27 protein-coding genes and 3 pseudogenes are annotated in these 22,617 nt (G+C 58.0%); 15 read left to right on the forward strand and 15 right to left on the reverse strand.

Features of this window, described 5'->3' with window-relative positions; genetic code table 11:
• Window positions 1-3 precede the first annotated feature (3 nt).
• Complete coding sequence (locus tag Q7C33_RS10660; protein WP_407683364.1) at window positions 4-1,179, forward strand: GNAT family N-acetyltransferase; 1,176 nt, start codon at window positions 4-6, stop codon at window positions 1,177-1,179.
• Complete coding sequence (locus Q7C33_RS10665; RefSeq protein WP_407683365.1) at window positions 1,151-1,945, forward strand: ChbG/HpnK family deacetylase; 795 nt, start codon at window positions 1,151-1,153, stop codon at window positions 1,943-1,945. The genes Q7C33_RS10660 and Q7C33_RS10665 overlap by 29 nt, the downstream gene beginning before the upstream one ends.
• Window positions 1,946-2,056: 111 nt before the next feature.
• On the opposite strand, the gene Q7C33_RS10670 is transcribed toward Q7C33_RS10665, so the two are convergent.
• From Q7C33_RS10670 to Q7C33_RS10680, 3 genes are all read right to left on the reverse strand, one after another.
• A complete protein-coding gene (locus Q7C33_RS10670) occupies window positions 2,057-2,503 on the reverse strand; it encodes a hypothetical protein (protein ID WP_407683366.1) in 447 nt (148 codons plus the stop codon).
• A gap of 185 nt (window positions 2,504-2,688) precedes the next feature.
• Window positions 2,689-3,231, reverse strand: a complete 543-nt coding sequence (locus Q7C33_RS10675) for a hypothetical protein (protein WP_407683367.1) — start codon at window positions 3,229-3,231, stop codon at window positions 2,689-2,691.
• 95 nt (window positions 3,232-3,326) lie between these two features.
• Window positions 3,327-3,554: a hypothetical protein gene (locus Q7C33_RS10680; protein ID WP_217859951.1), complete on the reverse strand. Its 228-nt coding sequence runs from the start codon at window positions 3,552-3,554 to the stop codon at window positions 3,327-3,329.
• 182 nt (window positions 3,555-3,736) lie between these two features.
• Between Q7C33_RS10680 and Q7C33_RS10685 the strand changes: the two genes are divergently transcribed.
• A complete protein-coding gene (locus Q7C33_RS10685) occupies window positions 3,737-4,678 on the forward strand; it encodes an alpha/beta hydrolase (RefSeq protein ID WP_407683368.1) in 942 nt (313 codons plus the stop codon).
• 176 nt (window positions 4,679-4,854) lie between these two features.
• Here the strand turns inward: Q7C33_RS10685 and Q7C33_RS10690 are convergent, their stop codons facing one another.
• From Q7C33_RS10690 to Q7C33_RS10715, 6 genes are read right to left on the reverse strand one after another with little or no spacing between them, the layout of a single operon-like run.
• Window positions 4,855-6,597, reverse strand: a complete 1,743-nt coding sequence (locus Q7C33_RS10690) for an ABC transporter substrate-binding protein (protein WP_030142072.1) — start codon at window positions 6,595-6,597, stop codon at window positions 4,855-4,857.
• A gap of 48 nt (window positions 6,598-6,645) precedes the next feature.
• Window positions 6,646-6,918 carry a DUF2160 domain-containing protein gene (locus Q7C33_RS10695; RefSeq protein ID WP_030142071.1) on the reverse strand — a complete coding sequence of 91 codons (273 nt, stop codon included), beginning with the start codon at window positions 6,916-6,918 and terminating at the stop codon, window positions 6,646-6,648.
• Between the two features lie 10 nt (window positions 6,919-6,928).
• A complete protein-coding gene (locus Q7C33_RS10700; RefSeq protein WP_030142070.1) occupies window positions 6,929-7,729 on the reverse strand; it encodes a carbohydrate ABC transporter permease in 801 nt (266 codons plus the stop codon).
• Between the two features lie 10 nt (window positions 7,730-7,739).
• Window positions 7,740-8,606 carry a carbohydrate ABC transporter permease gene (locus Q7C33_RS10705; RefSeq protein WP_030142069.1) on the reverse strand — a complete coding sequence of 289 codons (867 nt, stop codon included), beginning with the start codon at window positions 8,604-8,606 and terminating at the stop codon, window positions 7,740-7,742.
• Complete coding sequence (locus tag Q7C33_RS10710) at window positions 8,603-9,712, reverse strand: ABC transporter ATP-binding protein (RefSeq protein WP_407683369.1); 1,110 nt, start codon at window positions 9,710-9,712, stop codon at window positions 8,603-8,605. The genes Q7C33_RS10705 and Q7C33_RS10710 overlap by 4 nt, the downstream gene beginning before the upstream one ends.
• The gene (locus tag Q7C33_RS10715) at window positions 9,712-10,806 is read right to left on the reverse strand and encodes an ABC transporter ATP-binding protein (RefSeq protein ID WP_030142067.1); all 1,095 of its coding nucleotides are present in this window, start codon (window positions 10,804-10,806) and stop codon (window positions 9,712-9,714) included. The genes Q7C33_RS10710 and Q7C33_RS10715 overlap by 1 nt, the downstream gene beginning before the upstream one ends.
• A gap of 420 nt (window positions 10,807-11,226) precedes the next feature.
• Between Q7C33_RS10715 and Q7C33_RS10720 the strand changes: the two genes are divergently transcribed.
• The gene (locus tag Q7C33_RS10720) at window positions 11,227-13,077 is read left to right on the forward strand and encodes a sigma-54-dependent Fis family transcriptional regulator (RefSeq protein WP_407683370.1); all 1,851 of its coding nucleotides are present in this window, start codon (window positions 11,227-11,229) and stop codon (window positions 13,075-13,077) included.
• A gap of 126 nt (window positions 13,078-13,203) precedes the next feature.
• Here the strand turns inward: Q7C33_RS10720 and Q7C33_RS10725 are convergent, their stop codons facing one another.
• The gene (locus Q7C33_RS10725) at window positions 13,204-13,722 is read right to left on the reverse strand and encodes an anti-virulence regulator CigR family protein (protein WP_407683371.1); all 519 of its coding nucleotides are present in this window, start codon (window positions 13,720-13,722) and stop codon (window positions 13,204-13,206) included.
• 357 nt (window positions 13,723-14,079) lie between these two features.
• On the opposite strand from Q7C33_RS10725, the gene Q7C33_RS10730 reads away from it, so the two are divergent.
• The 4 genes from Q7C33_RS10730 to Q7C33_RS10745 all read left to right on the forward strand — a co-directional run bounded on the left by Q7C33_RS10730 (window position 14,080) and on the right by Q7C33_RS10745 (window position 15,531).
• A complete protein-coding gene (locus Q7C33_RS10730) occupies window positions 14,080-14,277 on the forward strand; it encodes a hypothetical protein (protein WP_198795984.1) in 198 nt (65 codons plus the stop codon).
• 271 nt (window positions 14,278-14,548) lie between these two features.
• Window positions 14,549-14,977 (forward strand): DUF2628 domain-containing protein, encoded by a 429-nt coding sequence (locus tag Q7C33_RS10735; RefSeq protein WP_198795983.1) that lies wholly within the window; start codon window positions 14,549-14,551, stop codon window positions 14,975-14,977.
• Window positions 14,978-15,083: 106 nt separating this feature from the next.
• Window positions 15,084-15,260, forward strand: a complete 177-nt coding sequence (locus Q7C33_RS10740; RefSeq protein ID WP_080628505.1) for a DUF3606 domain-containing protein — start codon at window positions 15,084-15,086, stop codon at window positions 15,258-15,260.
• Between the two features lie 136 nt (window positions 15,261-15,396).
• A complete protein-coding gene (locus Q7C33_RS10745) occupies window positions 15,397-15,531 on the forward strand; it encodes a hypothetical protein (protein ID WP_258647972.1) in 135 nt (44 codons plus the stop codon).
• A gap of 33 nt (window positions 15,532-15,564) precedes the next feature.
• On the opposite strand, the gene Q7C33_RS10750 is transcribed toward Q7C33_RS10745, so the two are convergent.
• The gene (locus Q7C33_RS10750; protein WP_198795982.1) at window positions 15,565-15,996 is read right to left on the reverse strand and encodes a PACE efflux transporter; all 432 of its coding nucleotides are present in this window, start codon (window positions 15,994-15,996) and stop codon (window positions 15,565-15,567) included.
• Window positions 15,997-16,101: 105 nt separating this feature from the next.
• Here Q7C33_RS10750 and Q7C33_RS10755 point away from each other — a divergent pair, with 105 nt between their 5' ends.
• Both Q7C33_RS10755 and Q7C33_RS10760 read left to right on the forward strand, forming a co-directional pair.
• Window positions 16,102-16,986: a LysR substrate-binding domain-containing protein gene (locus Q7C33_RS10755; protein WP_030138078.1), complete on the forward strand. Its 885-nt coding sequence runs from the start codon at window positions 16,102-16,104 to the stop codon at window positions 16,984-16,986.
• A 444-nt stretch (window positions 16,987-17,430) separates the two neighbouring features.
• Entirely contained in the window at window positions 17,431-17,763 is a 333-nt protein-coding gene (locus Q7C33_RS10760) for a type II toxin-antitoxin system HicB family antitoxin (protein WP_407683372.1), read from the forward strand.
• Between the two features lie 31 nt (window positions 17,764-17,794).
• Here Q7C33_RS10760 and Q7C33_RS10765 read toward each other — a convergent pair whose 3' ends face one another.
• Window positions 17,795-17,998 (reverse strand): hypothetical protein, encoded by a 204-nt coding sequence (locus Q7C33_RS10765; protein ID WP_030138076.1) that lies wholly within the window; start codon window positions 17,996-17,998, stop codon window positions 17,795-17,797.
• 430 nt (window positions 17,999-18,428) lie between these two features.
• Window positions 18,429-18,983, reverse strand: a complete 555-nt coding sequence (locus tag Q7C33_RS10770; RefSeq protein WP_030138074.1) for a TetR/AcrR family transcriptional regulator — start codon at window positions 18,981-18,983, stop codon at window positions 18,429-18,431.
• A gap of 125 nt (window positions 18,984-19,108) precedes the next feature.
• On the opposite strand from Q7C33_RS10770, the pseudogene Q7C33_RS10775 reads away from it, so the two are divergent.
• Window positions 19,109-19,747 (forward strand): annotated as a pseudogene (locus tag Q7C33_RS10775) (DJ-1/PfpI family protein); the annotation flags it as partial.
• Between the two features lie 27 nt (window positions 19,748-19,774).
• A complete protein-coding gene (locus Q7C33_RS10780) occupies window positions 19,775-20,299 on the forward strand; it encodes a DUF2867 domain-containing protein (RefSeq protein WP_198796069.1) in 525 nt (174 codons plus the stop codon).
• 141 nt (window positions 20,300-20,440) lie between these two features.
• Here Q7C33_RS10780 and Q7C33_RS10785 read toward each other — a convergent pair whose 3' ends face one another.
• A complete protein-coding gene (locus Q7C33_RS10785; RefSeq protein WP_030138071.1) occupies window positions 20,441-20,986 on the reverse strand; it encodes a DUF4410 domain-containing protein in 546 nt (181 codons plus the stop codon).
• Window positions 20,987-21,061: 75 nt separating this feature from the next.
• On the reverse strand, window positions 21,062-21,703 hold the full coding sequence (locus Q7C33_RS10790) for a DUF998 domain-containing protein (RefSeq protein WP_217859960.1): 642 nt from the start codon (window positions 21,701-21,703) through the stop codon (window positions 21,062-21,064).
• A gap of 152 nt (window positions 21,704-21,855) precedes the next feature.
• On the opposite strand from Q7C33_RS10790, the gene Q7C33_RS10795 reads away from it, so the two are divergent.
• The 3 genes and pseudogenes from Q7C33_RS10795 to Q7C33_RS10805 all read left to right on the forward strand — a co-directional run.
• Window positions 21,856-22,269, forward strand: a complete 414-nt coding sequence (locus Q7C33_RS10795; protein WP_080628503.1) for a c-type cytochrome — start codon at window positions 21,856-21,858, stop codon at window positions 22,267-22,269.
• A gap of 18 nt (window positions 22,270-22,287) precedes the next feature.
• A pseudogene (locus Q7C33_RS10800) lies at window positions 22,288-22,437 on the forward strand (type II toxin-antitoxin system RelE/ParE family toxin); the annotation flags it as partial.
• Window positions 22,438-22,439: 2 nt separating this feature from the next.
• Window positions 22,440-22,610: pseudogene (locus Q7C33_RS10805) on the forward strand (addiction module antidote protein); the annotation flags it as partial.
• Between the last annotated feature and the right edge of the window lie 7 nt (window positions 22,611-22,617).

The following is a 22,617-nucleotide window of genomic DNA, read 5'->3' on the forward strand; positions in this document are numbered from 1 at the left end:
TCCATGGCGATCCGGTACCAATGGTGTCGCTCCCTGGGCGCGGAGGATTTCCCTGCAACAGCTTATGAACAGCTGCGAACGCAGGTGGCCGACGCCACACCGTTCAACACCCTGGCTTGGCTGCAAGCGGCGGAATTCGCCCTGGTGCCGGAGCAGCAACTGCATATCCTGCTGGGCTGGCAGGACCAGACCTTGTGCTTCTGCCTGCCCCTGATATCAGGACTGGAACGTATCGGCGGGCTGCGGTTCCGGGTATTGCGTCATCTGGGTTTTCCAATGGCCGACCGCATCGCCCTGCTGGCGCGCATGGACGCCGAAGGCATGGGCCAGGCGCTGATGCAGATCCGTCAGCATTTGCCCCACGCGTTGCTGCAAATCAATGAAGTGATCGAGCCCGTCGGCGAGCAAAGCGCCCTCAGCGCCTGGATGGCGTTGAGTTCCACCGGAGAACGGCGCCTCAGTTGCCGGGTTCCGGTGCACCTGATCACTGAAAGCGACCATCAGGAGATCTCTGGCGATCCACGCTACAAGCTGCGGCGAGCGCGCAAGCGAATCGCGGCTTGTGGTGCCGAGATCCGTCGGATAACGCCAGACGCCATCAGCATGGGGCAATTGTTGCGCGCCCTGGCCGATGTCGAGGATGCCAGTTGGAAAGGCGAGGAAGGCGTCGGCATCTTCGCCACCCCCCTTCGCCGGCAATGGATGAACCTCGCCCTCACCGCCCTCGCCGCCCAGGGCCTGGTGCGAGTGGTGATGCTGGAGCTGCACGGCGAATGCATCAGCTATCGCCTCGGCCTGCTGGATCAGGGCCGGCTGTATGACTACAACCTGGCGTTCCTGCCGCAACACGCCGACCTGGGCAGCGGCCGGGTATTGCTCGAAGAGTGGATTCGCTGGGGGCTGGACGAAAACTGGCGGTGGATCGATGCGTCGCGGGTCAGTCTGGAGAACTCCAACCACCAACTGCACGAGCGCATGACCGGACAACTTGAACAATGGCGTTGGAGCTTTTACTCCTGGCAACCCGATGGCTTGCTCCTGGGGTTGGCCTTGCGGCTATGGAAGAGCCTGAAACCCTGGCTCGGCAAGCGCAAGGCCAAACCAGCCGCGAAGACGGCATCGTCTTCCACCAAGCACCAGGAGAACGCGAATGCCCCGCCAAGTGATCGTCAACGCTGACGACTTCGGGCTCAGCCATAGTGAAAACGACCTGATCCTGCGAGCCTTCGAGGCCGGCGTGATCAGCTCCGCCACGGCGATGGCCAACATGCCGGGGTTCGACCAGGCGTGCGAACTGTCCCGGCACCCGTTGCTTGAAGGGCGCGTCGGCCTGCATTTCAACCTGAGTTATGGGCCGCCGCTGAGTCAGGCGATCAGGTCACGGAAAAGGTTCTGCAATGCCGCCGGCGAGTTCGACCTGAACCTGTCGCGGTACTGCCTGCGTCTTGGGTCGCGAGATCTGGCGGCGGTGGAAGAAGAGCTCCAGTCACAGTGGCAATATTGCCTGGACCGTGGCCTGCGTCCCAGCCACTTGGACTCGCATCAGCACGTGCACAACATCTGGCCCGTCGGAGAGCTGGTGGCACGCTTCGCCGCGCGACACGGCGTACCGGTGCGGCTGGCGCGCAACCTGGGGGCCAACCTGAGCGTGCCCAAGCGCATCTTCAAGACGTTGTTCAATCATCGCCTGCGCCGGCTGTGCGGCGCGACCGCCGACTACGTCTGCACACCAGCGGACCTTGACCACGCCGCGCCGCCGGGCCACGGTTCGCTGGAAGTGATCGTTCATCCACTGGAACTGGATGGCGACTTCGGTGACGCCAGTTTGCTACCGGGCCACTCACTGACCCAGGTGCTGCACCAGCGCCTGGCGGGGGTGCCGAAGGTGGGGTATGGGGAGAATGGGCGCAGGTTCGTGCTGGTGGAATTCGGGGATGTGCACTGATCAACAAAATTTGCCTGTGGGGCTTTGGGTAGGAACAACAACTAGCTCAAAAGCCCCGAACGCAATGAGGTTACTTAGGAATTTTCACAAAGCAGATGGATTAGCTCCTGATTAATCGATAGCCCAGATGCGAATGTCATCAACGTGAAATTCGCCTTCGCCCCCTTGAAATAATCCAAAAATTTGCAGATTATTTTTTGACTTCAATATAAAAGCTCCTGTGTAAGTTTCCCACGAAGGTCCTACCGCAGAAAACGAAATAACTGGACCGCGACTATCGTGGATTTGCAAACAATCAGTATCACTACCGCCCTTCCGACGGGCTGCCAAACTTATTAAATAATTTGCCCCAATGATAAATTCGGGGAGATCAGCAATAGAAAAAATCAACTCCTGCGCAAAGTCTGATCCTGCATGCACGCTGCAGAAATAGTCAGTTTCGAGCGTCGCGCCCTCGTGCAGGACCCAGCCATTCATGTCTTGATCAGCAAAGGGCGTGAAATGGACAAGCCTACGATGCTCTTGGGTAGCATTGTCGATTGATTGGTCAGTAGCCATGATGGTGCTTCCAAATGTTGTTGATGGAAACCCAATCTAAGGCCAGCATGTGGATACGGCTACTGTCAGACTTTACAGGTGTAGAGTACCTTCGGACGAATGGTCGCCAGTAAGAGACCGTGATTGTCATTGTTTGTTTTTTCAGCTGAAAAAAACAATGCGCATAAACCACGCCATCCGCTGAATCAATTACCGAAGCTCACCCGCGCCAGCGAGGCACGGCGATCGATGGCTTCACGCAGCCGACGTCTTTGCGCCTCCCACACCATGGCGTCGACCCGGACCGAACGCATCAGCACCAGCATCGCTGCCTTGGCATTCAGGTATTCAACCCATGCATCCCGGGCCTTGAGCCTGTGTCGTTCTTCATCGCTCATGTCCATGCGCCTGAGCGCCAGGGCGCATTCGTCCTGGATCAGCGGCCCAAGGGTCATCTGGATCCGGTGAGGAGCCTTGAAGCCTGCCGTACCGGCGACGATTTCCCGCGCCCGATCCATGCCCCATTCCAGCGCCTGGGGAAGGGGTTCACGCAAGGCGCGGTCATGGAATTCCTCGACCCAGACGGAGCCGTTGGGTCGATAAACACAGACGAAAACCTGTGTGATGCTTTGCTGGTTGATCCGTGTCTGGACCTCGACCTGCGTGCCGTCCTCAAGAACTTCTTCGTGGTTGCGGCCTGGCAACCGGCTGTTCACCCAAAGCCAATACTGTGCGCTTCTACGTCGCATCGCGTTGCCCTCCCCCTCAGGAACAAGGAGTAAGGCACACGGGTGAAGTATTTTCCAGCCATGAAAAGTGCGCTCCGGACGAATGACAGCGTCGTCTATCGGTCGAGCTTTTTCTCCACCTGGGCGACCTTATCCTGAAGTTTTTCGGCATCCTGTTCATGGCTCTTGATCGACTTGGGCGTGATCGTCTTGTCCACTTTGTCAGTTGCCGAATCCGGCTGGCGCACATCGCGCTTGACCACATCCACCGGCTCACCGGAAGCGTCTTTCGCCGGTGCATTGTTGCCAGGTTGGGTCTGCCCTTTGGAATGCTCGATCGTCATGATGTCGTCCTCGATGTGATGGTTGTCGAATTTTCGAGTGGGGCGAAACGGCGAGAGTTCGATCGGGTTGCACGTACCCTGGAAAGGCAGAGCGAAACCACGGGCAAACTGTCCGAAATCCCTGCGCGCAATCCAGAGAATCTGCTAAAAAGCAGCTTCTGTCCGAGTAGCGAATCGCATCGATGCCCGCATTTTTATTTTCTCGCTTCAAACAGCGCTGGCTGGCCTGGTCGTTGATGATCGCAACGGTGGTCGGCCTGCCAGTGGGCTGCGCGGCGTTGCAGCACAAGGAGCGCGAGCTGGTGTTTCGCATCGAACCGGGAACAGCGAGCTGGTTCAGCGGCCTTCCCAGCGGTTTGCAGGAATTCGATCTCAAGCCCAAGAATTTCAAGGCCGGGGAAAATATCCATGGCTGGTGGTGGCCGGCTGAACGCAAGAACGCACCGGCCATCCTGTACTTGCACGGTGTGCGCTGGAACCTGACCGGGCAATTGTTTCGCATCCAGCAATTAAGGGCGCTGGGCTATTCGGTGCTGGCAATCGATTACCGTGGCTTCGGCAAGAGTCAGGGGGACCTGCCGTCGGAGTCCAGCGTCTACGAAGACGCGCGAGTCGCCTGGGAGCACCTCGTAAAGCTGCAACCGGATCCGGCCCTGCGGCTGATCTACGGTCATTCGCTGGGTGGCGCCGTGGCGGTGGACCTGGCGGCGGAACTGGGCCAGGAGGCTGCAAGCAACGGCACCCCGGTGCCGGCCCGAGGGCTGGTGATCGAATCCACCTTCACCTCGTTGGGCGATGTCGCCACCGCAATGGCCGACACATCCTTGCCGGTTCGCTGGCTGCTGTCGCAGAAGTTCGACTCCATCGACAAGATCGGCGAGATCAACATGCCGCTGCTGATTGTTCATGGCGCCGCGGACAACTACGTACCGCCGCGTTTCAGCCAACAACTGTTCAACGCAGCTCGGGAGCCCAAACGCTTGTTGCTGGTGCCAGGGGGCACGCACAACAACAGCATGAGCCTGGCGGGCAGGACGTATCGGCAGGCGTTGGATGGGTTGATGAAAAGTACCCCCTCATCGGTGGCTGGAAACTCCCAGGCCAGCCCGAACAAAGCGGGTTGATCCACAACCACCTGTGGGAGCGAGCTTGCTCGCGATGGCGGCGGCACATTCACATGGATGCAAACTGAACCACCGCTATCGCGAGCAAGCTCGCTCCCACAGGGGATTGGGTTACTTCAGATCCTGGGTAAAAAAAACGGCACCTTTCGGTGCCGTTTTTTATTGCCGGTACAAGATTACTTGCGCGCCGCCTCCCAAGATTTCAACAGCTCGGTGTAGCTCACGGTTTCACCTTTAGGCTTCTCGTTCGCCAGTTTCGGCTTCGGTGCGCCCGGCTGGTCGAACCAGTATTGCGCGTCGCGCTCAGGGTTCATCTTAGGTGCGCAGGTGGCTTGGGCCTTGGAGCGTTCCAGGCGAGTCATGATTGCGTCCTGGTCCTTGGCCAAGCCATCGAGGGCCTGCTGTGGCGTCTTCTCGCCGCTGGCCGCTTCGGCGATGTGGCTCCACCACAACTGCGCGAGGCGTGGATAATCCGGCACGTTGGTCCCGGTCGGGGTCCATTGCACGCGGGCCGGGCTGCGGTAGAACTCCACCAGGCCGCCGAGTTTCGGCGCCAGGTCGGTCAGGGCCTGGGAGTTGATGTCCGACTCACGAATCGGCGTCAGGCCGACGATGGTCTTCTTCAACGAAACCGTCTTGGACGTCACGAACTGCGCATAGAGCCAGGCCGCGAGTTTCTGCTTCTCAGGCGTGGACTTCATGAACGTCCACGAACCCACGTCCTGATACCCCAGCTTCATGCCCTCTTCCCAATACGGACCACGTGGCGAAGGCGCCATGCGCCATTTCGGCGTGCCGTCGGCGTTCACCACCGGCAGGCCCGGCTTGGTCATGTCGGCGGTGAACGCGGTGTACCAGAAAATCTGCTGGGCGATGTTGCCTTGGGACGGCACCGGGCCGGATTCGGAGAAGGTCATGCCCGCCGCTTCTGGTGGCGCGTACTTCTTCATCCAGTCCACGTACTTGGTGGTGGCGAACACGGCCGCGGGGCCGTTGGTGTCGCCACCACGGGTCACGCTGGAACCGACCGGGTGGCAATCCTCGACACGGATGCCCCACTCGTCCACCGGCAAACCGTTGGGCAGGCCCTTGTCGCCGCCGCCGGCCATGGAGAACCAGGCATCGGTGAAGCGCCAGCCCAGGGACGGGTCTTTCTTGCCGTAGTCCATGTGGCCATAGACACGCTTGCCGTCGATCTCCTTGACGTCTTCGGAGAAGAACTTGGCGATGTCTTCATAGGCCGACCAGTTCACCGGTACACCCAGCTCGTAGCCGTACTTTTCCTTGAACTTGGCCTTCAGGTCCGCACGCTCGAACCAGTCGGCGCGAAACCAGTACAGGTTGGCGAACTGCTGGTCGGGCAGTTGATAGACCTTGCCGTCCGGCGCGGTGGTGAAGGAAATGCCGATGAAGTCCTTGAGGTCCAGGGTCGGCGAAGTGAAATTCTTGCCTTCGTTGGCCATCAGGTCGGTGATCGACTCGGTCTTGCCGTAGCGAAAGTGCGTACCGATCAGGTCCGAGTCGTTGACCCAACCGTCATAGATGTTCTTGTCCGACTGCATCTGGGTCTGCAACTTCTCCACCACGTCGCCTTCTTGCAGCAGGTCGTGGGTCAGCTGGATCCCGGTGATTTCGTTGAAGGCCTTGGCCAGCACCTTGGATTCATATTCGTGAGTGGCGATGGTTTCCGACACCACGTTGATTTTCATCCCGCGAAACGGCTCGGCGGCCTTGATGAACCACTTCAACTCTTCGAGCTGCTGCTCGGCTGTCAGCGTCGACGGCTTGAATTCGCTGCCGATCCATTTTTTAGCGGCGTCTTCATAGGCGTCGGCCCAGGCCGTAGCGCTCAGCCCGCTGAGTGCCAGCGCGGCTGCCAATGAAACGCTATGTCGCAGCTTATTGTTTTTATCGAACATAGAGACCTCCTGTTTGGGTTTAAGAGCCTGATCGTCGAATGGTCGCGATTAGCCCCACCGCATCACTGCCAACAGCCACACCAAAGACAACGCGAACGCTATCCAGATGCTCCAGTCGGTGGCGCCGATTACCAGCAGATGCAGGTAGGCGCTACCGAGAAGACCGATAAACAACCGATCGCCACGGGTGGTGGCAATCGGCAGGAAACCACGCCGAGGGATGCTCGGCGAACGCAATTCCCACGTGGTCATGCCTATCAACAACAAGGCGATGACACCAAAAAACGCCGCCGTCGGGACGGTCCAGTTCATCCATTCCATCATCGACTCCTCAGACCCGGCCCAGGGCAAAGCCCTTGGCCACGTGGTTGCGAACGAACCAGATCACTAGCATGCCCGGCAGGATGGTCAACACCCCCGCCGCCGCCAGCACGCCCCAGTCGATACCCGACGCCGACACCGTACGGGTCATGACCGCCGCGATCGGCTTGGCATTCACCGAGGTGAGCGTACGGGCCAGCAACAGTTCGACCCAGGAAAACATGAAGCAGAAAAATGCCGTCACACCAATGCCGGAGCCGATCAACGGGATGAAGATCTTGGCGAAGAACTTGGGGAAACTGTAGCCGTCAATGTAGGCGGTCTCGTCAATTTCTTTTGGTACCCCGGACATGAACCCTTCGAGGATCCACACCGCCAGCGGCACGTTGAACAGGCAGTGGGCCAGCGCCACCGCGATGTGGGTGTCGAACAGGCCGATGGACGAATACAACTGGAAAAATGGCAGCAGGAACACTGCCGGTGGCGCCATGCGGTTGGTCAGCAGCCAGAAGAACAGGTGCTTGTCACCGAGGAACCGATAACGGGAAAACGCATAGGCCGCCGGCAACGCGACCGCCAGGGAAATCACCGTGTTCAGGCTGACGTAGTACAGCGAATTGAGGTAACCGGTGTACCAGCTCGGGTCGGTGAAGATCACCTTGTAGTTGTGGAACGTGAAATCGTGCGGCCACAGGGTCAGGCCGCCAAGGATCTCGGTGTTGCTCTTGAAGGACATGTTCAGCAGCCAGTAGATGGGCACCAGCAGGAACAGGATGTAGATCAGCAGGGGTATCAGCTTTCTCTTGCTCATTGTGCGGGCCTCAACGGTTGGCGTCGGAGTGCGTCATGGCGGTGTAGAACAGCCAGGACACCAACAGAATGATCAGGAAGTACACCAGTGAAAACGCCGCCGCCGGGCCCAGGTCGAATTGACCGATGGCCATCTGCGTCAGGGTCTGGCTGAGGAACGTGGTGGCGTTGCCCGGCCCGCCGCCGGTGAGCACGAACGGCTCGGTGTAGATCATGAAGCTGTCCATGAAACGCAGCATCACGGCAATCAGCAGCACACTCTTCATCTTCGGCAACTGGATGTGCCGGAACACGGCCCAGTTCGATGCTCGGTCGATCCGCGCCGCTTGATAATAGACGTCGGGAATCGCTCGCAGCCCCGAATAACACAGCAGCGCCACCAGCGACGTCCAGTGCCAGACGTCCATCACCAATACAGTGACCCAGGCATCCATGGTGTTGGCCGCGTAGTTGTAGTTGATTCCCAGGCCGTTGAGCGTCGAACCGAGCAAACCGATGTCGGCGCGGCCGAAAATTTGCCAGATGGTGCCGACCACGTTCCACGGGATCAGCAACGGAATCGCCAGGATGATCAGCACCAGGGACGACCATTTGCCCTTGGTCGGCATGGTCAGGGCGATGGCGATGCCCAGGGGAATTTCAATCAGCAGCACGCACGCCGAGTAGATGAACTGGCGCAACAGTGAATCGTGCAAACGGGGATCGAGCAGCACCTGCTTGTACCAGTCGGCGCCGACGAAGTAACGGCTGGACTGGTCGAAAATGTCCTGCACCGAATAGTTGACCACCGTCATCATCGGGATCACGGCGCTGAAGGCCACCAGCAAGAACACCGGCAACACCAGCCACCAGGCCTTGTTGTTCTGCACCTTGTTCATGGCTGCACCTCGCTCAACGGTTCCAGCAAATACTCATCGGCATAGACCATCAGCCATTGGGCCGGAAAACTGATGTACGCGGTGCCTTCGGGCACAGGCTTGTCTTCGGCCAGGCGGACCTTGATCGGCGCGCCATCGAAGTTGAGGGTCAGGATCTTGTAGGTGCCCAGGTCTTCGACGTGCACCACGTCAGCCCGCATCGCGTCGTCATAGGGGCCGTCCCAGACATGAACGAATTCGGGGCGGATACCAACCTTCAGGGTTTTGCCCTGGGCCTCGGCAACGCGTTGTTGCAGGGTTTCGGACAGAGGCAAGTGGGTCGAGCCGAAGCCGACGCCACCGGGCTGCGCGGTGACCTCGATCAGGTTCATTCCCGGGCTGCCGATGAAGTAGCCGACAAAGGTGTGGCTGGGACGCTCGAACAAGTCCCGAGGCGTGCCGAACTGCACGATCTGGCCGCCGTACATCACCGCGATCTTGTCGGCGAATGTCGAGGCTTCCAACTGGTCGTGGGTGACGTAGACCATGGTGATGTTGAACTGTTCGTGAATCTGCTTGAGCTTGCGCCGCAGCTTCCATTTAAGGTGCGGGTCGATCACCGTCAGCGGTTCGTCGAACAGGATCGCCGACACATCGTCGCGCACCAGCCCGCGGCCCATGGAGACTTTCTGTTTTTCGTCGGCGGTGAGGTTGCGAGCCTTTTTATCCAGCAGATTCTGCAGGTCGAGGACCTCGGCGATTTCCTGCACCTTGGTGTGGATTCGCGCCTCGGCCATGCCCTGGTTGCGCAGCGGGAAGGCCAGGTTGTCGAACACCGTCATGGTGTCGTACACCACCGGGAACTGGAACACCTGGGCGATGTTGCGGCGCTCCGGGGTCAGCTCGTTGACGACTTTGCTGTCAAACATCACCTGCCCTTCAGACGGGCTGAGCAAGCCGGAAATGATGTTGAGCAACGTGGACTTGCCGCAGCCCGAAGGCCCGAGCAGCGCATAGGCGCCGCCCTGCTCCCAGATGTGGTTCATCTCGCGGATCGCGTAGTCCTCGGGGCCCGCCGGGGTGCTGGTGTAGCTGTGGGCGAGGTTCTGCAAACGAATTTCAGCCATCAGGCAACCCTCGCGATACGCTGCCCTGGGGCTTGGACCAGCTTGCCCTGGGCGTCGAAGACAAACAGTTTATGGGTCGGGATGTAGATGCGGATCGGCGCGTCAACGTCGTATTCATGCACGCCCGGCAAATGCAGCACCAGCAGGAAGTGTTCGTTGCGCACATGCAGGAACGTTTCCGAGCCGCTGATCTCGGCCACCTCGACGGTCACGGCCAGTTCGAGGTCGTCGTCATTGCTGGGCACCAGGGAAATATGGCTGGGGCGCACGCCGAATCGGAACTCGCCCTCACCCACCGGGCGCAGGTCGACGTTCAGCGGAAAGTGGACGAAATTGGCGAAGCTGACTTCATTGCCGGCGATCCGTCCGGGCATGAGGTTGATCGGTGGTTCGGAAAACAACTCGGCGGCCAGCACCGTTTGTGGCTGGTGATAGACCGAAGAAGATTTACCACTCTGGATCACCCGGCCTTCGTGAAGAATCGTCGTGGTGCCGCCCAAGGCCAACGCTTCGTTGGGTTCGGTGGTGGCGTAGACAGCGATGGTGTGGCGGGCCTGGAACAGTTCGCGCATTTCCTGGCGCAGCTCTTCGCGCAGCTTGTAGTCCAGGTTCACCAGCGGCTCATCGAACAGGATCAGCTCGGCGTCCTTCACCAGCGCCCGGGCCATCGCCGTGCGTTGCTGCTGACCGCCGGACAATTCCAGCGGGTGACGCTTGAGGAATTTTTCGATCCGCAACATTTTTGCGGTTTCCAGGACTTTACCCTGGATGATGTCTTCGGACACACCGCCCTGGCGCAACGGCGAGGCGATGTTTTCGAAAACGGTCATGGTCGGGTAGTTGATGAACTGCTGGTAAACCATCGACACGTTGCGCAGCCGTACTGGACGGTTGGTGACGTCGACGCCGTTCATCAGGATGCGGCCGCTGTCGGGCTTGTCCAGACCGGCCATCAGGCGCATGAGGCTGGTCTTGCCGGACAGCGTGCGGCCCAGCAAAACGTTGAAGGATCCGGGTTCGAAACTCAGATTGGCATCGTCGATCCAGGGCTGGCCCTCGACGGTGCGACAGATGTGCTCAAGCTTTAATGACATGGCTCGGCCTTTTTATTATTTGGAGTCAAGCGACCCGAATACAAAAGCGAAAGCCGTGCCAGAAATCGCAACCTATTGATCAGGTTGATATTTCCCCTGATTCCTTGGGAAAAGACGTTCGTTGGTGAACACAAGTGAACAATCAGGAATGAACAACTGAACAACCAGCCGGTTGACAATGAACAATTTTGAACAACACTGAAAGAACGCTATCTGCCGGCCTGACGATATCCCTTGTGGGAGCGAGCTTGCTCGCGATGGCGGTGGATCAGTTGCATTGATGTGACTGACACACCGCCATCGCGAGCAAGCTCGCTCCCACAGGATCTGTATATGAAGTGATATTCAGGCCTGCCCCAGCACAAGGAACCTGTGCGAGACTTGCCACAACAATAAAAACAGCTCCTGCGAGAGTGTCCCATGGCCGCACCTGCTCCTGCCTTGACCCACGAGGCCATCATCCAGGCTTCCTGGTCCCGTTGCCGTGCCTTTGGCCTGAATCACCAGAGCGTGCCTGCGTTCGATCAACTACCGGCCGACGGCATCGCCCAGTTGCTGGAGAGCCAGCATTCACTGGTGCAGACCACCCACCAGGAAGTCTTGCCGTACTACGAGAACATCCTGAGCAATTCCAATTGCCTGATCATGCTGGCCGACCATCAAGGCCAGGTCCTGACCTCCTGGGGCACCCAGCGCTTCATCGACCCGAAACTGGCCCATGGCTTCAGCGCCGGCGCGAGCTGGATGGAGCGCTGCACCGGGACCAACGCCATCGGCACCGCGCTGGCCTGCGAGCAGGCCGTGCACATCGAACATGATGAACACTTCCTCAAGGCCAACCGCTTCATGACCGGTTCCGCGGCGCCGATCTTCGACGCCGAACGCAAGGTCATCGCGGTGCTGGACGTCTCCAGCGACAGCTATCTGCCGCCCTCCCACACCCTGGGCATGGTCAAGATGATGAGCCAGACCGTGGAGAACCGGCTGATCCTCAACCTGTTTCGCGGTGAACATTTCCAGCTGACGTTCAACACCGGGCTGAACAACCTCGACAGCCAATGGGCCGGGCTGCTGATTTTCGATGAAACCGGTCAAATCCTGTCGGCCAATCGCCGCGCCGACAATCTGCTGGGCCTGAGCCTGTCGCGGGTGAGCATCGAAAGCCTGTTCAAGGTCTCGCTGATGGAGCTGTTGAACCAGCCCGACGGCCTCCCGTTCGCCTTGCAGGCGTCAGGACGCAATCGCTTCCAGTGCCTGCTCAAGCGGCCGAAGCAGGTTTCGGTCAAGCCGCGCATCTTCGCCGAACCGACGCCCTCGCCGACACCAACGCCGACTAATAACGGGATCAGCCTCAACACCCTGCATTTCGGCGACAGCCGCGTGGAAAAAGCCGTGCGCCAGGCTGAGCGCTTGCTTGAAAAAGATATTCCGCTGCTGATCCATGGAGAAACCGGCGTTGGCAAGGAAGTGTTCGTCAAAGCGCTGCACCAGGCCAGTTCGCGTTGCAAGCAGCCGTTCATTGCGGTCAACTGCGCGGCAATCCCCGCCGAGTTGGTGGAATCGGAACTGTTCGGTTACGAAAAAGGCGCCTTCACCGGCGCCAATCAGAAAGGCAGCATCGGCCTGATCCGCAAGGCCGACCGTGGCACGTTGTTCCTCGATGAGATCGGCGACATGCCGCTGCCCACCCAGGCCCGACTGCTGCGAGTCCTGCAGGAGCGTTGCGTGCAACCGGTGGGCAGCGCCGAGCTTTTCCCGGTGGATATTCGCATCATCTCCGCCACCAACCGCTCGCTGCGTGAACAGGTGCAACTGGGGCGGTTTCGTGAGGATCTGTACTACCGCATCGGCGGCCTGACCCTGGAGCTGCCGCCGCTGCGCGAACGCAGCGACAAGCAGGCGCTGTTCAAACGCCTTTGGGAACACCACCGCGAGCCGACCCAATGGGCTGGCCTGAGCCGTGAAGTCCTGGAGTTGTTCGAGCAACATCCTTGGCCGGGCAATCTGCGGCAAGTCAGCAGTGTGCTGCAAGTTGCCCTGGCCATGGCCGAGGAGCAGCCGATCCGCCCGGAGCATCTTCCTGACGACTTCTTCGTTGACTTGGAAATGGAACCGGTGGAGACGCCGGAGCCACTGACGGTGGACCTGAACGATGCCGAGGACCTGAACCGCCAGTTGCAGGCGGTGGGCGGGAACATTTCCCACCTGGCGCGGCGCCTCGGAGTCAGCCGCAACACCTTGTACAAGCGCCTGCGACAATCTGAAAGCTGACACAAATCCTGTGTGGGGGTGAGCTTGCTCGCGATAGCGTCAGTTCAGCCGATGATGAGGTGACTGATACAACGCCATCGCGAGCAAGCTCGCTCCCACAAGCTGCCATTTCATTGGAACAACGGATCAGTCGAACGCACCGTTGAGCACTTCATAGATGATACCGCTGGCGATCGCCACCAGAATCAAGTCCGTGCCAACCTGCTGCCATTCATAACCGTCATAGTGCGGCAAACGCCCCAGCAAACGCCCGTCGAGCTTCTTGGCGATGCCAGGGGGGAGCGGTTTGCCACGGGCCAGGTTCTTCTGGATACCCGGCGGCAGTGCCGGGCCCGGGCTCCAGTAATCGCGATAACCGCCAATCACGCCAAGAATGCCGCCACGATCGATGCTCGGGCCGTTATGCCAATCGCCACCGCCCTGGTTGCCTTTGCCACCCTGGTTGCCCTTGTTACCGGAGTTTCCCTGGCCGCCCTGGTTACCCTTATTGCCAGCATTTCCCTGTCCGCCCTTGCCTCCTTGCCCCTGGCCTTGATCGAATTGAGCGTTTCCCTTGCCGTTACCCGGGTCCGCCACAACAATCCCAGGGCCCGCGGCCAAGGCGAAACAGGTGACTGCAGCAATCAACGAGCGCGATTTGAACATGGCAGTTCTCTCAAAAAGGGGATGTCCCCTGTAAAGATATAGAGACTAACGGTGATATTAGTTCCATATCACACTTACGTCATTCGCCGGCCCGACCTGGTCCACTGTTGCCCGAAAACGCCGCCACCCTGCGCCACAGGTTGATTGACTTGGTTTTGTATTATCAGTGACTTATTTCTGAGGCATGGTTGAAACGTTGCCGGCCTCGACGGCCACTGGTCGCCTTTGAAACTTCGCGAACGTCACGCGGGCGTGTCTGGCTCAAGGTTTGCAGCGGACCGTGGTAGCAGCGCAGGACGACGTCTTCCTGGCGCGGCAGCAAATTCTCAACGCTTGGTCAGCCACCGGAGATGTACCGTGTCAACTCTCAACGAAATCGCAGCGAACCACGCGAGAATGGCAAAGTTAAAGGAAGAAGAGTCGATGCGGCTGAATGCGCTTCAAAGCCAGATAGTGGGCAGTTTTGAAATGCCGTCCACCCAGCCTACACATGAAATGCCGCTGCACTTCTTGACCATAGCGACGGAGCATGTTTTTGCCGAGGCCGTGATTTGACGGTTTGCCCTGGTATTTGATCAACCTGTCGCCCGTTATAAAACGGGCGCGTCACGTTCGCCTGCCTTCAACTTCTCTAGCCTTCCCCCAAGCGCCATGCCTGCGTCCGCAGGATCTACCGTGATGCCCATCACAGATCAGCGAGTCAGCTAAACAGCCAGTGCGGTATTTTCGTGCGCGAACGCTTATAAAGCGGACAGTAAAACTGCTTCAAAGTCGCGCGACCTCTCGAGAGAACGAATTCTTTCATGGAAAACAAGGAACGATAAAAATGAGCACCCCCGAGCACGTGGAAAGCACCGACAAATACAGCGCCAAATGGCAAGAACGCTTTGACTTCTTTGAAACCTATGGCGCACCCAACGACCCGCGCTACAAGGAAGCCGTCAAGACGCTGCCGGACTTCAAGAAAAAAATATTGATCAATGCCAACGTGATCGCGTTTTTCTTCGGCCCGATCTACCTGTTTGTCCTGGGACTCTGGAAGAAAAACCTGGCCCTGCTTGGGGCTTTCCTGGCGATCAACATCGTATTGAGCGTGGTCTTCGCCATTATCGGCATGGATTTCCCCCGACCTTTGAGCATGGGCCTGAACGTCGCGATGTCGATGATGTACGCGCTGATGACCAACTACGCTTACTACTTGAAAGAAATCAAAGGCGAGCAAGACTGGAATCCGCTCAAGGGCATGCGTCTCTGATAACGGGTTTAATCGTCAGTGCGCATAAAAATGGCGTAAACCGTCAAGCCTGAGTGTCTATTGGAAGTCGCCTGGGATAACCAGGCTTTCTTCCAAGGACTCGAAAATGGCTGACGACTTGAGCAACCGCGGACCGCGAGACCGGAGCCGCATCAACACTTCCGAAGAGTGGGAACTGAGATACTGGACAAAAGAGTTCGGCGTAACCGAAGACGAACTCAAGGCAGCGGTCAAGGCCGTTGGGGCAGGAGCCGAAGATGTTCGCAGGCAACTGAAAAAATAATCTAAAAGCCCTACATGACTGTAGGGCTTTTTTGTAGGTATTCGCGCCCCTCGATAAGCCTGTTAGAAAAAATGAATTACCCGCCGTGACGTTCGGTCAACAATTATGAACGCAGTAATCTGACGAGGTAACAGCGATGACTATCGAAGCAGAGACACTCGTACAACTGACCGAAGCACTTCAAGAACGCGGCATGGTACTGGTATCCGACGTGGCGTTTATCCGCGCACCCTATCGGCAGGATCATCATTGGGTTTGCACGGTCGAGTGATTAGGAATCCGCCGTGTTCATCGCGCCGGCAGTTCAATCAGAACGCGCCTGCGCCGAAAGCGGAACATCGAACACTCGATCGAATATCCACTGAAAAACCAGCGAGTAAAAAAAGAAAAATACAAACAAGCCCAGGTTCGTCACCAGCGCCAACCACAGGCTGATACCCAACCAGGCTCCAATCACCGGCGTCAGGATCAGCGTCAAGCCGCCCTCGAATCCAAGGGAATGAAGCAGTCGACGTTGCCAATTGCGATGGCGGCTGCGCTGACGCCGCTCCCACCATTCGAACAGGCCGTTGAAAAGCATGTTCCAGGCCAGCGCAACGGCAGAAATCACCAGCGACAGCAGGGTCGAATAGGCCATGCCCTGCCCATAGACGAGCGCAAGGGATGGCGCGACAAAAAGCACACCACCGGCCTCATAGAGTATGGCCTGAAGAATTCTGCGAGCTGCGCCTTGCATCGATGGACTCCAGGAACCGAGAAGGAACCACAGCCTGGCAAGTTGAGCGCTCACGCTCAATTGAGCTAAATTGAGCCACGCTCAATCTGAGTAACCTTCCCGCCCATGTTCGCCAAACTGCCCCTTACCGCGTTGCGCGGCTTCGAATCCGCCGCACGGCTGGGTAGCTTCAAGGCGGCGGCCCAGGAACTGAATGTCAGCCCGGCGGCGATCTCCCATCAGGTCAAAAGCCTCGAAGCGTTTCTCGGCGTGCGACTGTTCGAACGCTCCAGCCAAAACGTGCGCCTGAGCGCTGACGGCGAACGCCTCCAGCCGTACCTGCACCGCGCCCTACTCGATATCCAACACGGCCTGCAAATGCTGGTGCCGTCGTGTACCGCACAGTCCTTGGTGGTGAGCACAACGCCAGCGTTCGCCAGCCTGTGGCTGATACCTCGGCTCGGAGACTTTCATCGGTTGCATCCGGAGATTGACGTCAGGCTGCACAGCAGCAACGACGTGGTCGACCTACAACGTGACGCCAGCATCGACCTGGCGATCCGGGCCCTCTTCGCGCCAGATCCTCACCTGTTCGAGCAACCTCTACTGGATGAATACTTTGGTGCTTATTGCCAACCCGGTTGGCAACCGCCCACAGCGGGCTCGCCCGTCGAACTCATCGACGTGCCATGGCTGAGCAGCGCAAATGTCGCGGTCGATTGGGCTGCATGGTGCGCCAAGGCCGGCACTCTGGGCTGGCTGGAGAACGCGCGCTTTCGACGTTATGACGAGGAACAGCATGCCTTGCAGGCGGCGGTCGCGGGGCACGGGCTGGTGCTTGCCAGCAATGTGCTGGTTGCCGACGCGGTTGCGCGTGGGGAGTTGATTGATTACCGGCCTGAGGTTCGTTTGGCGGGGGCGCGGTATACGGTGGTGTGCGTGCCGGGGCGGGAGCGGCAGGTGGAGGTGCGGGCTTTTAGTGAGTGGGTGTTGGGGCGGAATGTTGGTTGAGTTGGATAGCACCATCAAAGAAGTTTGTTGCAGGACAAGGTGATTCTTCACGGAGAGCCACATCAGGATGGAGGATGGAGACGGAGCTATTTCCTCGGAAAAATGCCGAAATGAAAATTCCGTCCCTGCGTCAAACCTCGGTGAGAACAGTACTGGTAGGATCCTGCTATCTTTTTTTGATAGCATGAGCAAAATGAACAACAGGCACCGGAAAATTTGGGAAGCGATCTACCACACGCCAACCAGCGCGACGGTAGTGTTTGCTGACATTGAGGCTTTAGTCGTCCATTTGGGCGGTCAAGTGTTGGAACGCCAAGGATCGCGGGTCAAGCTCGTGCTACGAGAGGCCCAGTGACGCTGTCATCGGCCGCACCCCGGAAAGGAAGCCAAGAAATATCAGGTAGAAGAGGCTCGTGAATTTTTCCAGCGGGCAGGAGTAGAGCTATGAACAGCATGACTTATAAGGGTTACACAGCCCGAGTTGAATTTGATGAGCGCGACGACATCTTTGTCGGCCGGGTCCTGGGCGTCCGTGACATCATCAGCTTCCATGCCGACTCAGTGGCGGAGCTACGAGCGGAATTTGCTGCCGCGATTGAGGATTATTTGGCGGACTGTGCCGAGCAAGGTATCAGCCCAGAGAAGCCCGCTTCGGGGAAGGTAATGCTGCGCATCCGCCCGGAAGTGCACGCCGCGGCTACCATTGCAGCCCAAGCCGCTGGCAAAAGCCTGAACCAGTGGGCGGAAGAAGTGTTTGAACGAGCAGCACACGCTTGACCACAAACAAGCCCGGCACCAAACCGGGTCTTCAATGAAGCACTCTGCGGCTTTCCCCTATCCTTATGCGGTCAAGGGCGCGGTTTAACGCATCCAGCGCCTTTAAGAGTGCCTGTGCCTCGGCTTCCCGACCATCTCCCCACAGGCGCTCAGCCATCTTGTTGAGCGCCAGGATAGATCGCTCGATTTCGGCAGCACTGGCTGTCGTTTTGTCGTCTGGTTGTTTCTTTGGCATGTTCACTGATGCTTTCTTCAAGGTGGGTCGGCGCTTTCACATTACAGGCATACCACGAGGCACCCGACGGTGCACCTAAGCATCGCAGAGCGCCACGCTCAAGCCCAGATGGCCGACTCTCTGTGAATAATCAGCGCCAGCCTTAGCCTACTTCGCACCACCGTTGCCACGATTCGTCTGGGCGTCCTGGTCGGACCCGGGGTTTCCAGGCGGCGGATTCCAATCTTCAGGCCTCTCGCCAGTGCCCTGCTTTGGCTCAGACTCAGCCTGCTCAAGACCGGAACCATGTCCTTTGCCCGTATCAGGCGCTTTCTCATCTGGCCCCGGATATGGCGCTTCCGGACCGTTATTATCAATCACCATAATCCCTCTCCTGTCTGGAGCGCAGTTCTGCGCATACGTATGAGAGGGCTTGCTTACATAGGAAGTGCTATGTCCGCGACGAGTGGAAGACCCCTTCGAAAAGCGAAAAGGCTCGATGCACGAAACTGTTGAAGCGAGCGGCATCACGCCGCAACCCTGATTGTTGTCCGCCAATCAGGCACAGGTGGGCCACATGACCAATCACTTCTGCTTCGCCTGGCAGATGAGCCAAGCGGCGACCCGTTCGTATCGCGAAGTCGAGTCGTGTTGTGTCAACTCGCTGCTGGAACTCGCCTACCAACGGATCGTGCAGCGACCAGGCGCGGATGGAAATTTCCCGGCCAGGTTGTTTCTCAGCGGCAATGCTCAAGTAGCGTTTCAAGGTATCGCCCGCGCTACGCCCCTCCCCCGCATAAGCGAGCATGCGCTCCGTGTAGTCTTCTTCCCAGGCGGTTAGCAAAGTGCGAACAAAATCTTCGCGATTATGGAAATGGTGATAGAACGATCCGCGCGTCACATTCAATCGGCGCGATAGACTTTCGGCTGAAATGCCAATATGCCCTACCTGGTCGAGGGCCTCAAAACCAGCCGCGATCCAATGGTTACGCGTTAGTTTTTCCATTCGTTATTTCGCTCCTATTTCGCACCATACAGGCTGTGTATGGCGCGCAACCGATTGATACCTTGCGAATACCGGCAAAGATGGCCGTTGCGTTTCATACGCCAGCAGTTTTGATGGAGCTCGCCTTGAAGAAAATCGTTCTAGTTGCTTTCGACCAGTTCACGGATATCGACCTATTCCTGATGTGGGACATCTTGGGCCGCAACACCAAAGACTGGCACGTCCGAATATTGGCTTCCAGCGCTATCGTGCGTTCGGCCCATGGCCTGCCTGTTTCAGTGCACGGTCCGCTTTCCGAGGCCAACAGCGCCGACGCGGTATTGTTCGTCAGCGGCAAGGAAGGGATACCCGCCGCACTGGCCGCCCCGGATTTCCTGCCATCGTTCGAACTTGCCCCCAGACGCCAGCGAATCGGCTCCATCTGCGCTGGAGCTTTCATTCTCGAACGGCTTGGGCTGCTCAGCGGCCGGGCAACTACGCACCCGGATGCACGATCGGGCTTGCAAGCCCTGGGACTCGAATCCGTGGACCAGCCGCTTGTATGCCAAGGGAATGTGGCAACCGCGGGTGGATGCCTTTCGGCGCTCTATCTGGTGGGATGGTTGATCGAATCCTGGTTCGATGTCGACAAGCGCCGTGCGACATTGCTCCCTGTTCTGCCAGCGGGGCAACAAGCACTCTATGATGCCTTGATCGGGCTCAGTATCCGACAAGCAGAAATGGGCGCCGCCCAACAAAAAAAGCGACATGGCATGTCGTCTAATGGTAGTAGCACTCAGCAGAGATCCCCTATGCCCCGAAAATTTGAGCTCATCACGTCCGTGCCAGTCCCCTCAAGGTCCGGCATCACGCACCTTTACAAGTCGATGAACCTGGCGGACGCTTTTGCGATTCGGCTACCTGCGGGCACATCCGGCGATCCAGATTCGCTGGCTCGATTCATCCTTTCCAACCAACCATCCTGGATCGGATGGCTCATGAAAGTCCGAGACACCATCGCTGCCTGCTTTGGTCTCAAGACAGCCAGGCATCTGGCGACGCTTGCTGATCGGATTCAAATCTTCAAGGTCTACAGCACGAACCAGACCGAAATCGTCTTGGGAGAGGACGACAAGCACCTCGACTTCCGGATATCGATCCTGTGTTCAGGAGAGGCAGAGCCAGAGGGCAATCGCCAACTGGTGTTTTCAACCGTGGTCCATTGTCACAACCGTCTGGGCCGGGCCTACCTTTTTGTTATTGCTCCGTTTCACCGCTTGGTTGTCAAGGCCAGCCTCCGCCGTGCAGCGCGCGTTGGTTGGCCTATGGCTGCCTGAGGCGCGACACAAAAAATCCCGTGGCGAGGGAGCTTGCTCCCGCTGGGACGGTCCGACGCTTCGGGCGAAGCCGCCCCAAAAGGCATGGCGCTTTTTTCCAGAAAACCGAACAAAGATTGAAAGCGAACCGGGCTCCTCGCCTTACTTGGCTTTTGCGCCCTTGATGTCACTGATGATTTTCTGGGAAATAGCCTCGACCTGCTCCTTGGTCATCGCCGACATGACGCCTTCCCAGGCAGACGACGACGTGTCATACGTCCGGGTGCCGATCAGGCGGCCTGATTTCAAGTCCGAGTAATCTGCGCTGGAGTTGACCCACGCATTCCCCACCATGACTCCTGCACCGTAGCGTGCGCCAGGCGTCAGATAACGGAAATTGCTCACGTTGATCTTGATGCCAACCCCCTCTTTACCCCCAGGACTCGAAGCCTGGCCCTCCGCAAGGCTGTAGCCGGCGCGAGTCGCTTCGACTTGCAGTGCATCGTGCCATTCCTGTTTCAAGCGAGGCCAGTCCTCGTTCTGTTGAACCTTGCTGTTTCCCTGGAAGTTCACCACCAGGTTTTGCTTGGCTGACTCTTGGATGACCAGCGTTTCTGTCCCGCCGCTTTTGACGGAAGCAGCGCATCCGCTCAACATCAAAAGCGCAACAGCACAGGACAGTGCAATCGAAAGCTTGGAGTTGTTCATTGATTTCCCTATCCAAAAATCGGTGAGATGGAGGTCAAGTATGTCCGCCGGGGCAGACCGGTTATGAGCCGCCCATTAACGGGCGCTTGCCGGGGTCACTTCAGCACGAAGAGCGATCCATGCCAAGGCCGCAATCCACACGACGCATACCCCGTAATTAAGCCTTTGGTACAGGCCAAATCCATGCCCTTCGGCGAATGCCTTGGACATCATCGCGACCGTCACGACAGCCAGGATCAAGCAAAGCATCGAGAACCTTCCGAAACCAGGTGACGACAACAGTCGTTTGCCGAGGAAAGTCCACAACACAATGGCCAGCGCCAGCGTGACGAACATGATCAAACCCGCCAGGTTATGAACCTGCTGGGAAATTGAAGGCTGCGCCGGCGCACATCCCTGATCACACGAAAAATAGCCAGCAGCAAAGCTCGCCAAGCCATGGAGCAATACTAAAACGGCGCTGAACAGAGCGAGGCGCGATCCCCCGAAGTTGCGTATCAAACCTATCGCGAACAGTACGAATAGCACACCCAGCGGAAAGTTATTCACCCAGGCCGAATAACCATGCGTGGGAGCCCCTACCGCGCCCAACATACTCATCGCCTGGTCGAGATGGCTATAACCCGGATAGCCCAGCGACGTCAGCGCCACACCCGCGAACAACCAAAGAGGAATCAACAGACCCAGTCCCAGCAAAATCCGGTCAATGGTTTTCAAAGTACGACGCTCCTTTTTAATGGCAATGGACCGCTCCGTCTCCTACGAAGCGTCGTCATGCTAGCGGGCGTCCGGCATGGAGGGTATCTATTTTTGCAAGCCAGCGGGTAGATGCGTCATCCTGTGGCCCCTTCGAACCATGGACGGTCCTCATGAGCAAATGCTTGCCGAGCACTTTTTCGCCGATTGCGAGAAAGCTACTCATTGCTGCGCTAGGAATCTTATCGCTCATACAGCCTTCGTCTTCCTTCGCAGATAACGTCAACGGCGAAAAACTCTATTTGCAGAGATGTGCCATGTGTCACGGAACAGACCTCAAGGCAACGGGACCACTGGCTGGAAAAAGCAACCCTCCCACGCCTGACCTCACGACGTCCGCCTTCAAAAAGCGGCTGAGTGATTATCCGGGCGTAATTGTGTCATCGATAATCCTTCGTCCGAATGGCGACTTGATTCCGAAGACGTTGCGAGAGAATGGGGTACGGTTACCACCACATGCTTGGAGCGTTATGGATCTGCGGGATTTGAATCAGTATATGCGTGGGGTGATTGCGGGAAATCGGTGATCTTTGAAACGAAGATGGGTTTCAGAGTTGCGCGTGGACGTAGGCGCTGGGTACAGAGTCTATTTCACCATGCGCGGTGGAGTGGTCATCGTGCTATTGGCAGGTGGTGACAAATCTTCACAAAATGCTGATATTCGGCGAGCGAAAAAATTGGCAAAGGAGATTTGAACATGAGCCAAAACCTGACGACATTTGATATGGCCGCGCTGCTCGATAACGATGAAGCAATCAGTGAATACCTCTCCCAAGTGTTGGCTGACGGAGACAGCGAAGAGTTCCTCCGAGCGATTGGTTATGTAGCCAAGGCCCGCGGCAAGGCGCAGATCGCCAAGGACCCCGGCTAGGGAC

Origin of the sequence: Pseudomonas sp. BP11-1-1, from assembly GCF_052112105.1 — a bacterium.
GTDB lineage: Bacteria > Pseudomonadota > Gammaproteobacteria > Pseudomonadales > Pseudomonadaceae > Aquipseudomonas > Aquipseudomonas alvandae.

Excerpts from the sequence above, each read along its gene's own strand:
- Q7C33_RS10660 (WP_407683364.1), top strand. The coding sequence starts at position 4 with ATGGCGATCCGGTACCAATGGTGTCGCTCCCTGGGCGCGGAGGATTTC.
- Q7C33_RS10665 (WP_407683365.1), top strand. The coding sequence starts at position 1,151 with ATGCCCCGCCAAGTGATCGTCAACGCTGACGACTTCGGGCTCAGCCAT.
- Q7C33_RS10670 (WP_407683366.1), bottom strand. The coding sequence starts at position 2,503 with ATGGCTACTGACCAATCAATCGACAATGCTACCCAAGAGCATCGTAGG.
- Q7C33_RS10675 (WP_407683367.1), bottom strand. The coding sequence starts at position 3,231 with ATGCGACGTAGAAGCGCACAGTATTGGCTTTGGGTGAACAGCCGGTTG.
- Q7C33_RS10680 (WP_217859951.1), bottom strand. The coding sequence starts at position 3,554 with ATGACGATCGAGCATTCCAAAGGGCAGACCCAACCTGGCAACAATGCA.
- Q7C33_RS10685 (WP_407683368.1), top strand. The coding sequence starts at position 3,737 with ATGCCCGCATTTTTATTTTCTCGCTTCAAACAGCGCTGGCTGGCCTGG.
- Q7C33_RS10690 (WP_030142072.1), bottom strand. The coding sequence starts at position 6,597 with ATGTTCGATAAAAACAATAAGCTGCGACATAGCGTTTCATTGGCAGCC.
- Q7C33_RS10695 (WP_030142071.1), bottom strand. The coding sequence starts at position 6,918 with ATGGAATGGATGAACTGGACCGTCCCGACGGCGGCGTTTTTTGGTGTC.
- Q7C33_RS10700 (WP_030142070.1), bottom strand. The coding sequence starts at position 7,729 with ATGAGCAAGAGAAAGCTGATACCCCTGCTGATCTACATCCTGTTCCTG.
- Q7C33_RS10705 (WP_030142069.1), bottom strand. The coding sequence starts at position 8,606 with ATGAACAAGGTGCAGAACAACAAGGCCTGGTGGCTGGTGTTGCCGGTG.
- Q7C33_RS10710 (WP_407683369.1), bottom strand. The coding sequence starts at position 9,712 with ATGGCTGAAATTCGTTTGCAGAACCTCGCCCACAGCTACACCAGCACC.
- Q7C33_RS10715 (WP_030142067.1), bottom strand. The coding sequence starts at position 10,806 with ATGTCATTAAAGCTTGAGCACATCTGTCGCACCGTCGAGGGCCAGCCC.
- Q7C33_RS10720 (WP_407683370.1), top strand. The coding sequence starts at position 11,227 with ATGGCCGCACCTGCTCCTGCCTTGACCCACGAGGCCATCATCCAGGCT.
- Q7C33_RS10725 (WP_407683371.1), bottom strand. The coding sequence starts at position 13,722 with ATGTTCAAATCGCGCTCGTTGATTGCTGCAGTCACCTGTTTCGCCTTG.
- Q7C33_RS10735 (WP_198795983.1), top strand. The coding sequence starts at position 14,549 with ATGAGCACCCCCGAGCACGTGGAAAGCACCGACAAATACAGCGCCAAA.
- Q7C33_RS10740 (WP_080628505.1), top strand. The coding sequence starts at position 15,084 with ATGGCTGACGACTTGAGCAACCGCGGACCGCGAGACCGGAGCCGCATC.
- Q7C33_RS10745 (WP_258647972.1), top strand. The coding sequence starts at position 15,397 with ATGACTATCGAAGCAGAGACACTCGTACAACTGACCGAAGCACTTCAA.
- Q7C33_RS10750 (WP_198795982.1), bottom strand. The coding sequence starts at position 15,996 with ATGCAAGGCGCAGCTCGCAGAATTCTTCAGGCCATACTCTATGAGGCC.
- Q7C33_RS10755 (WP_030138078.1), top strand. The coding sequence starts at position 16,102 with ATGTTCGCCAAACTGCCCCTTACCGCGTTGCGCGGCTTCGAATCCGCC.
- Q7C33_RS10760 (WP_407683372.1), top strand. The coding sequence starts at position 17,431 with ATGAACAGCATGACTTATAAGGGTTACACAGCCCGAGTTGAATTTGAT.
- Q7C33_RS10765 (WP_030138076.1), bottom strand. The coding sequence starts at position 17,998 with ATGCCAAAGAAACAACCAGACGACAAAACGACAGCCAGTGCTGCCGAA.
- Q7C33_RS10770 (WP_030138074.1), bottom strand. The coding sequence starts at position 18,983 with ATGGAAAAACTAACGCGTAACCATTGGATCGCGGCTGGTTTTGAGGCC.
- Q7C33_RS10780 (WP_198796069.1), top strand. The coding sequence starts at position 19,775 with ATGCCCCGAAAATTTGAGCTCATCACGTCCGTGCCAGTCCCCTCAAGG.
- Q7C33_RS10785 (WP_030138071.1), bottom strand. The coding sequence starts at position 20,986 with ATGAACAACTCCAAGCTTTCGATTGCACTGTCCTGTGCTGTTGCGCTT.
- Q7C33_RS10795 (WP_080628503.1), top strand. The coding sequence starts at position 21,856 with ATGAGCAAATGCTTGCCGAGCACTTTTTCGCCGATTGCGAGAAAGCTA.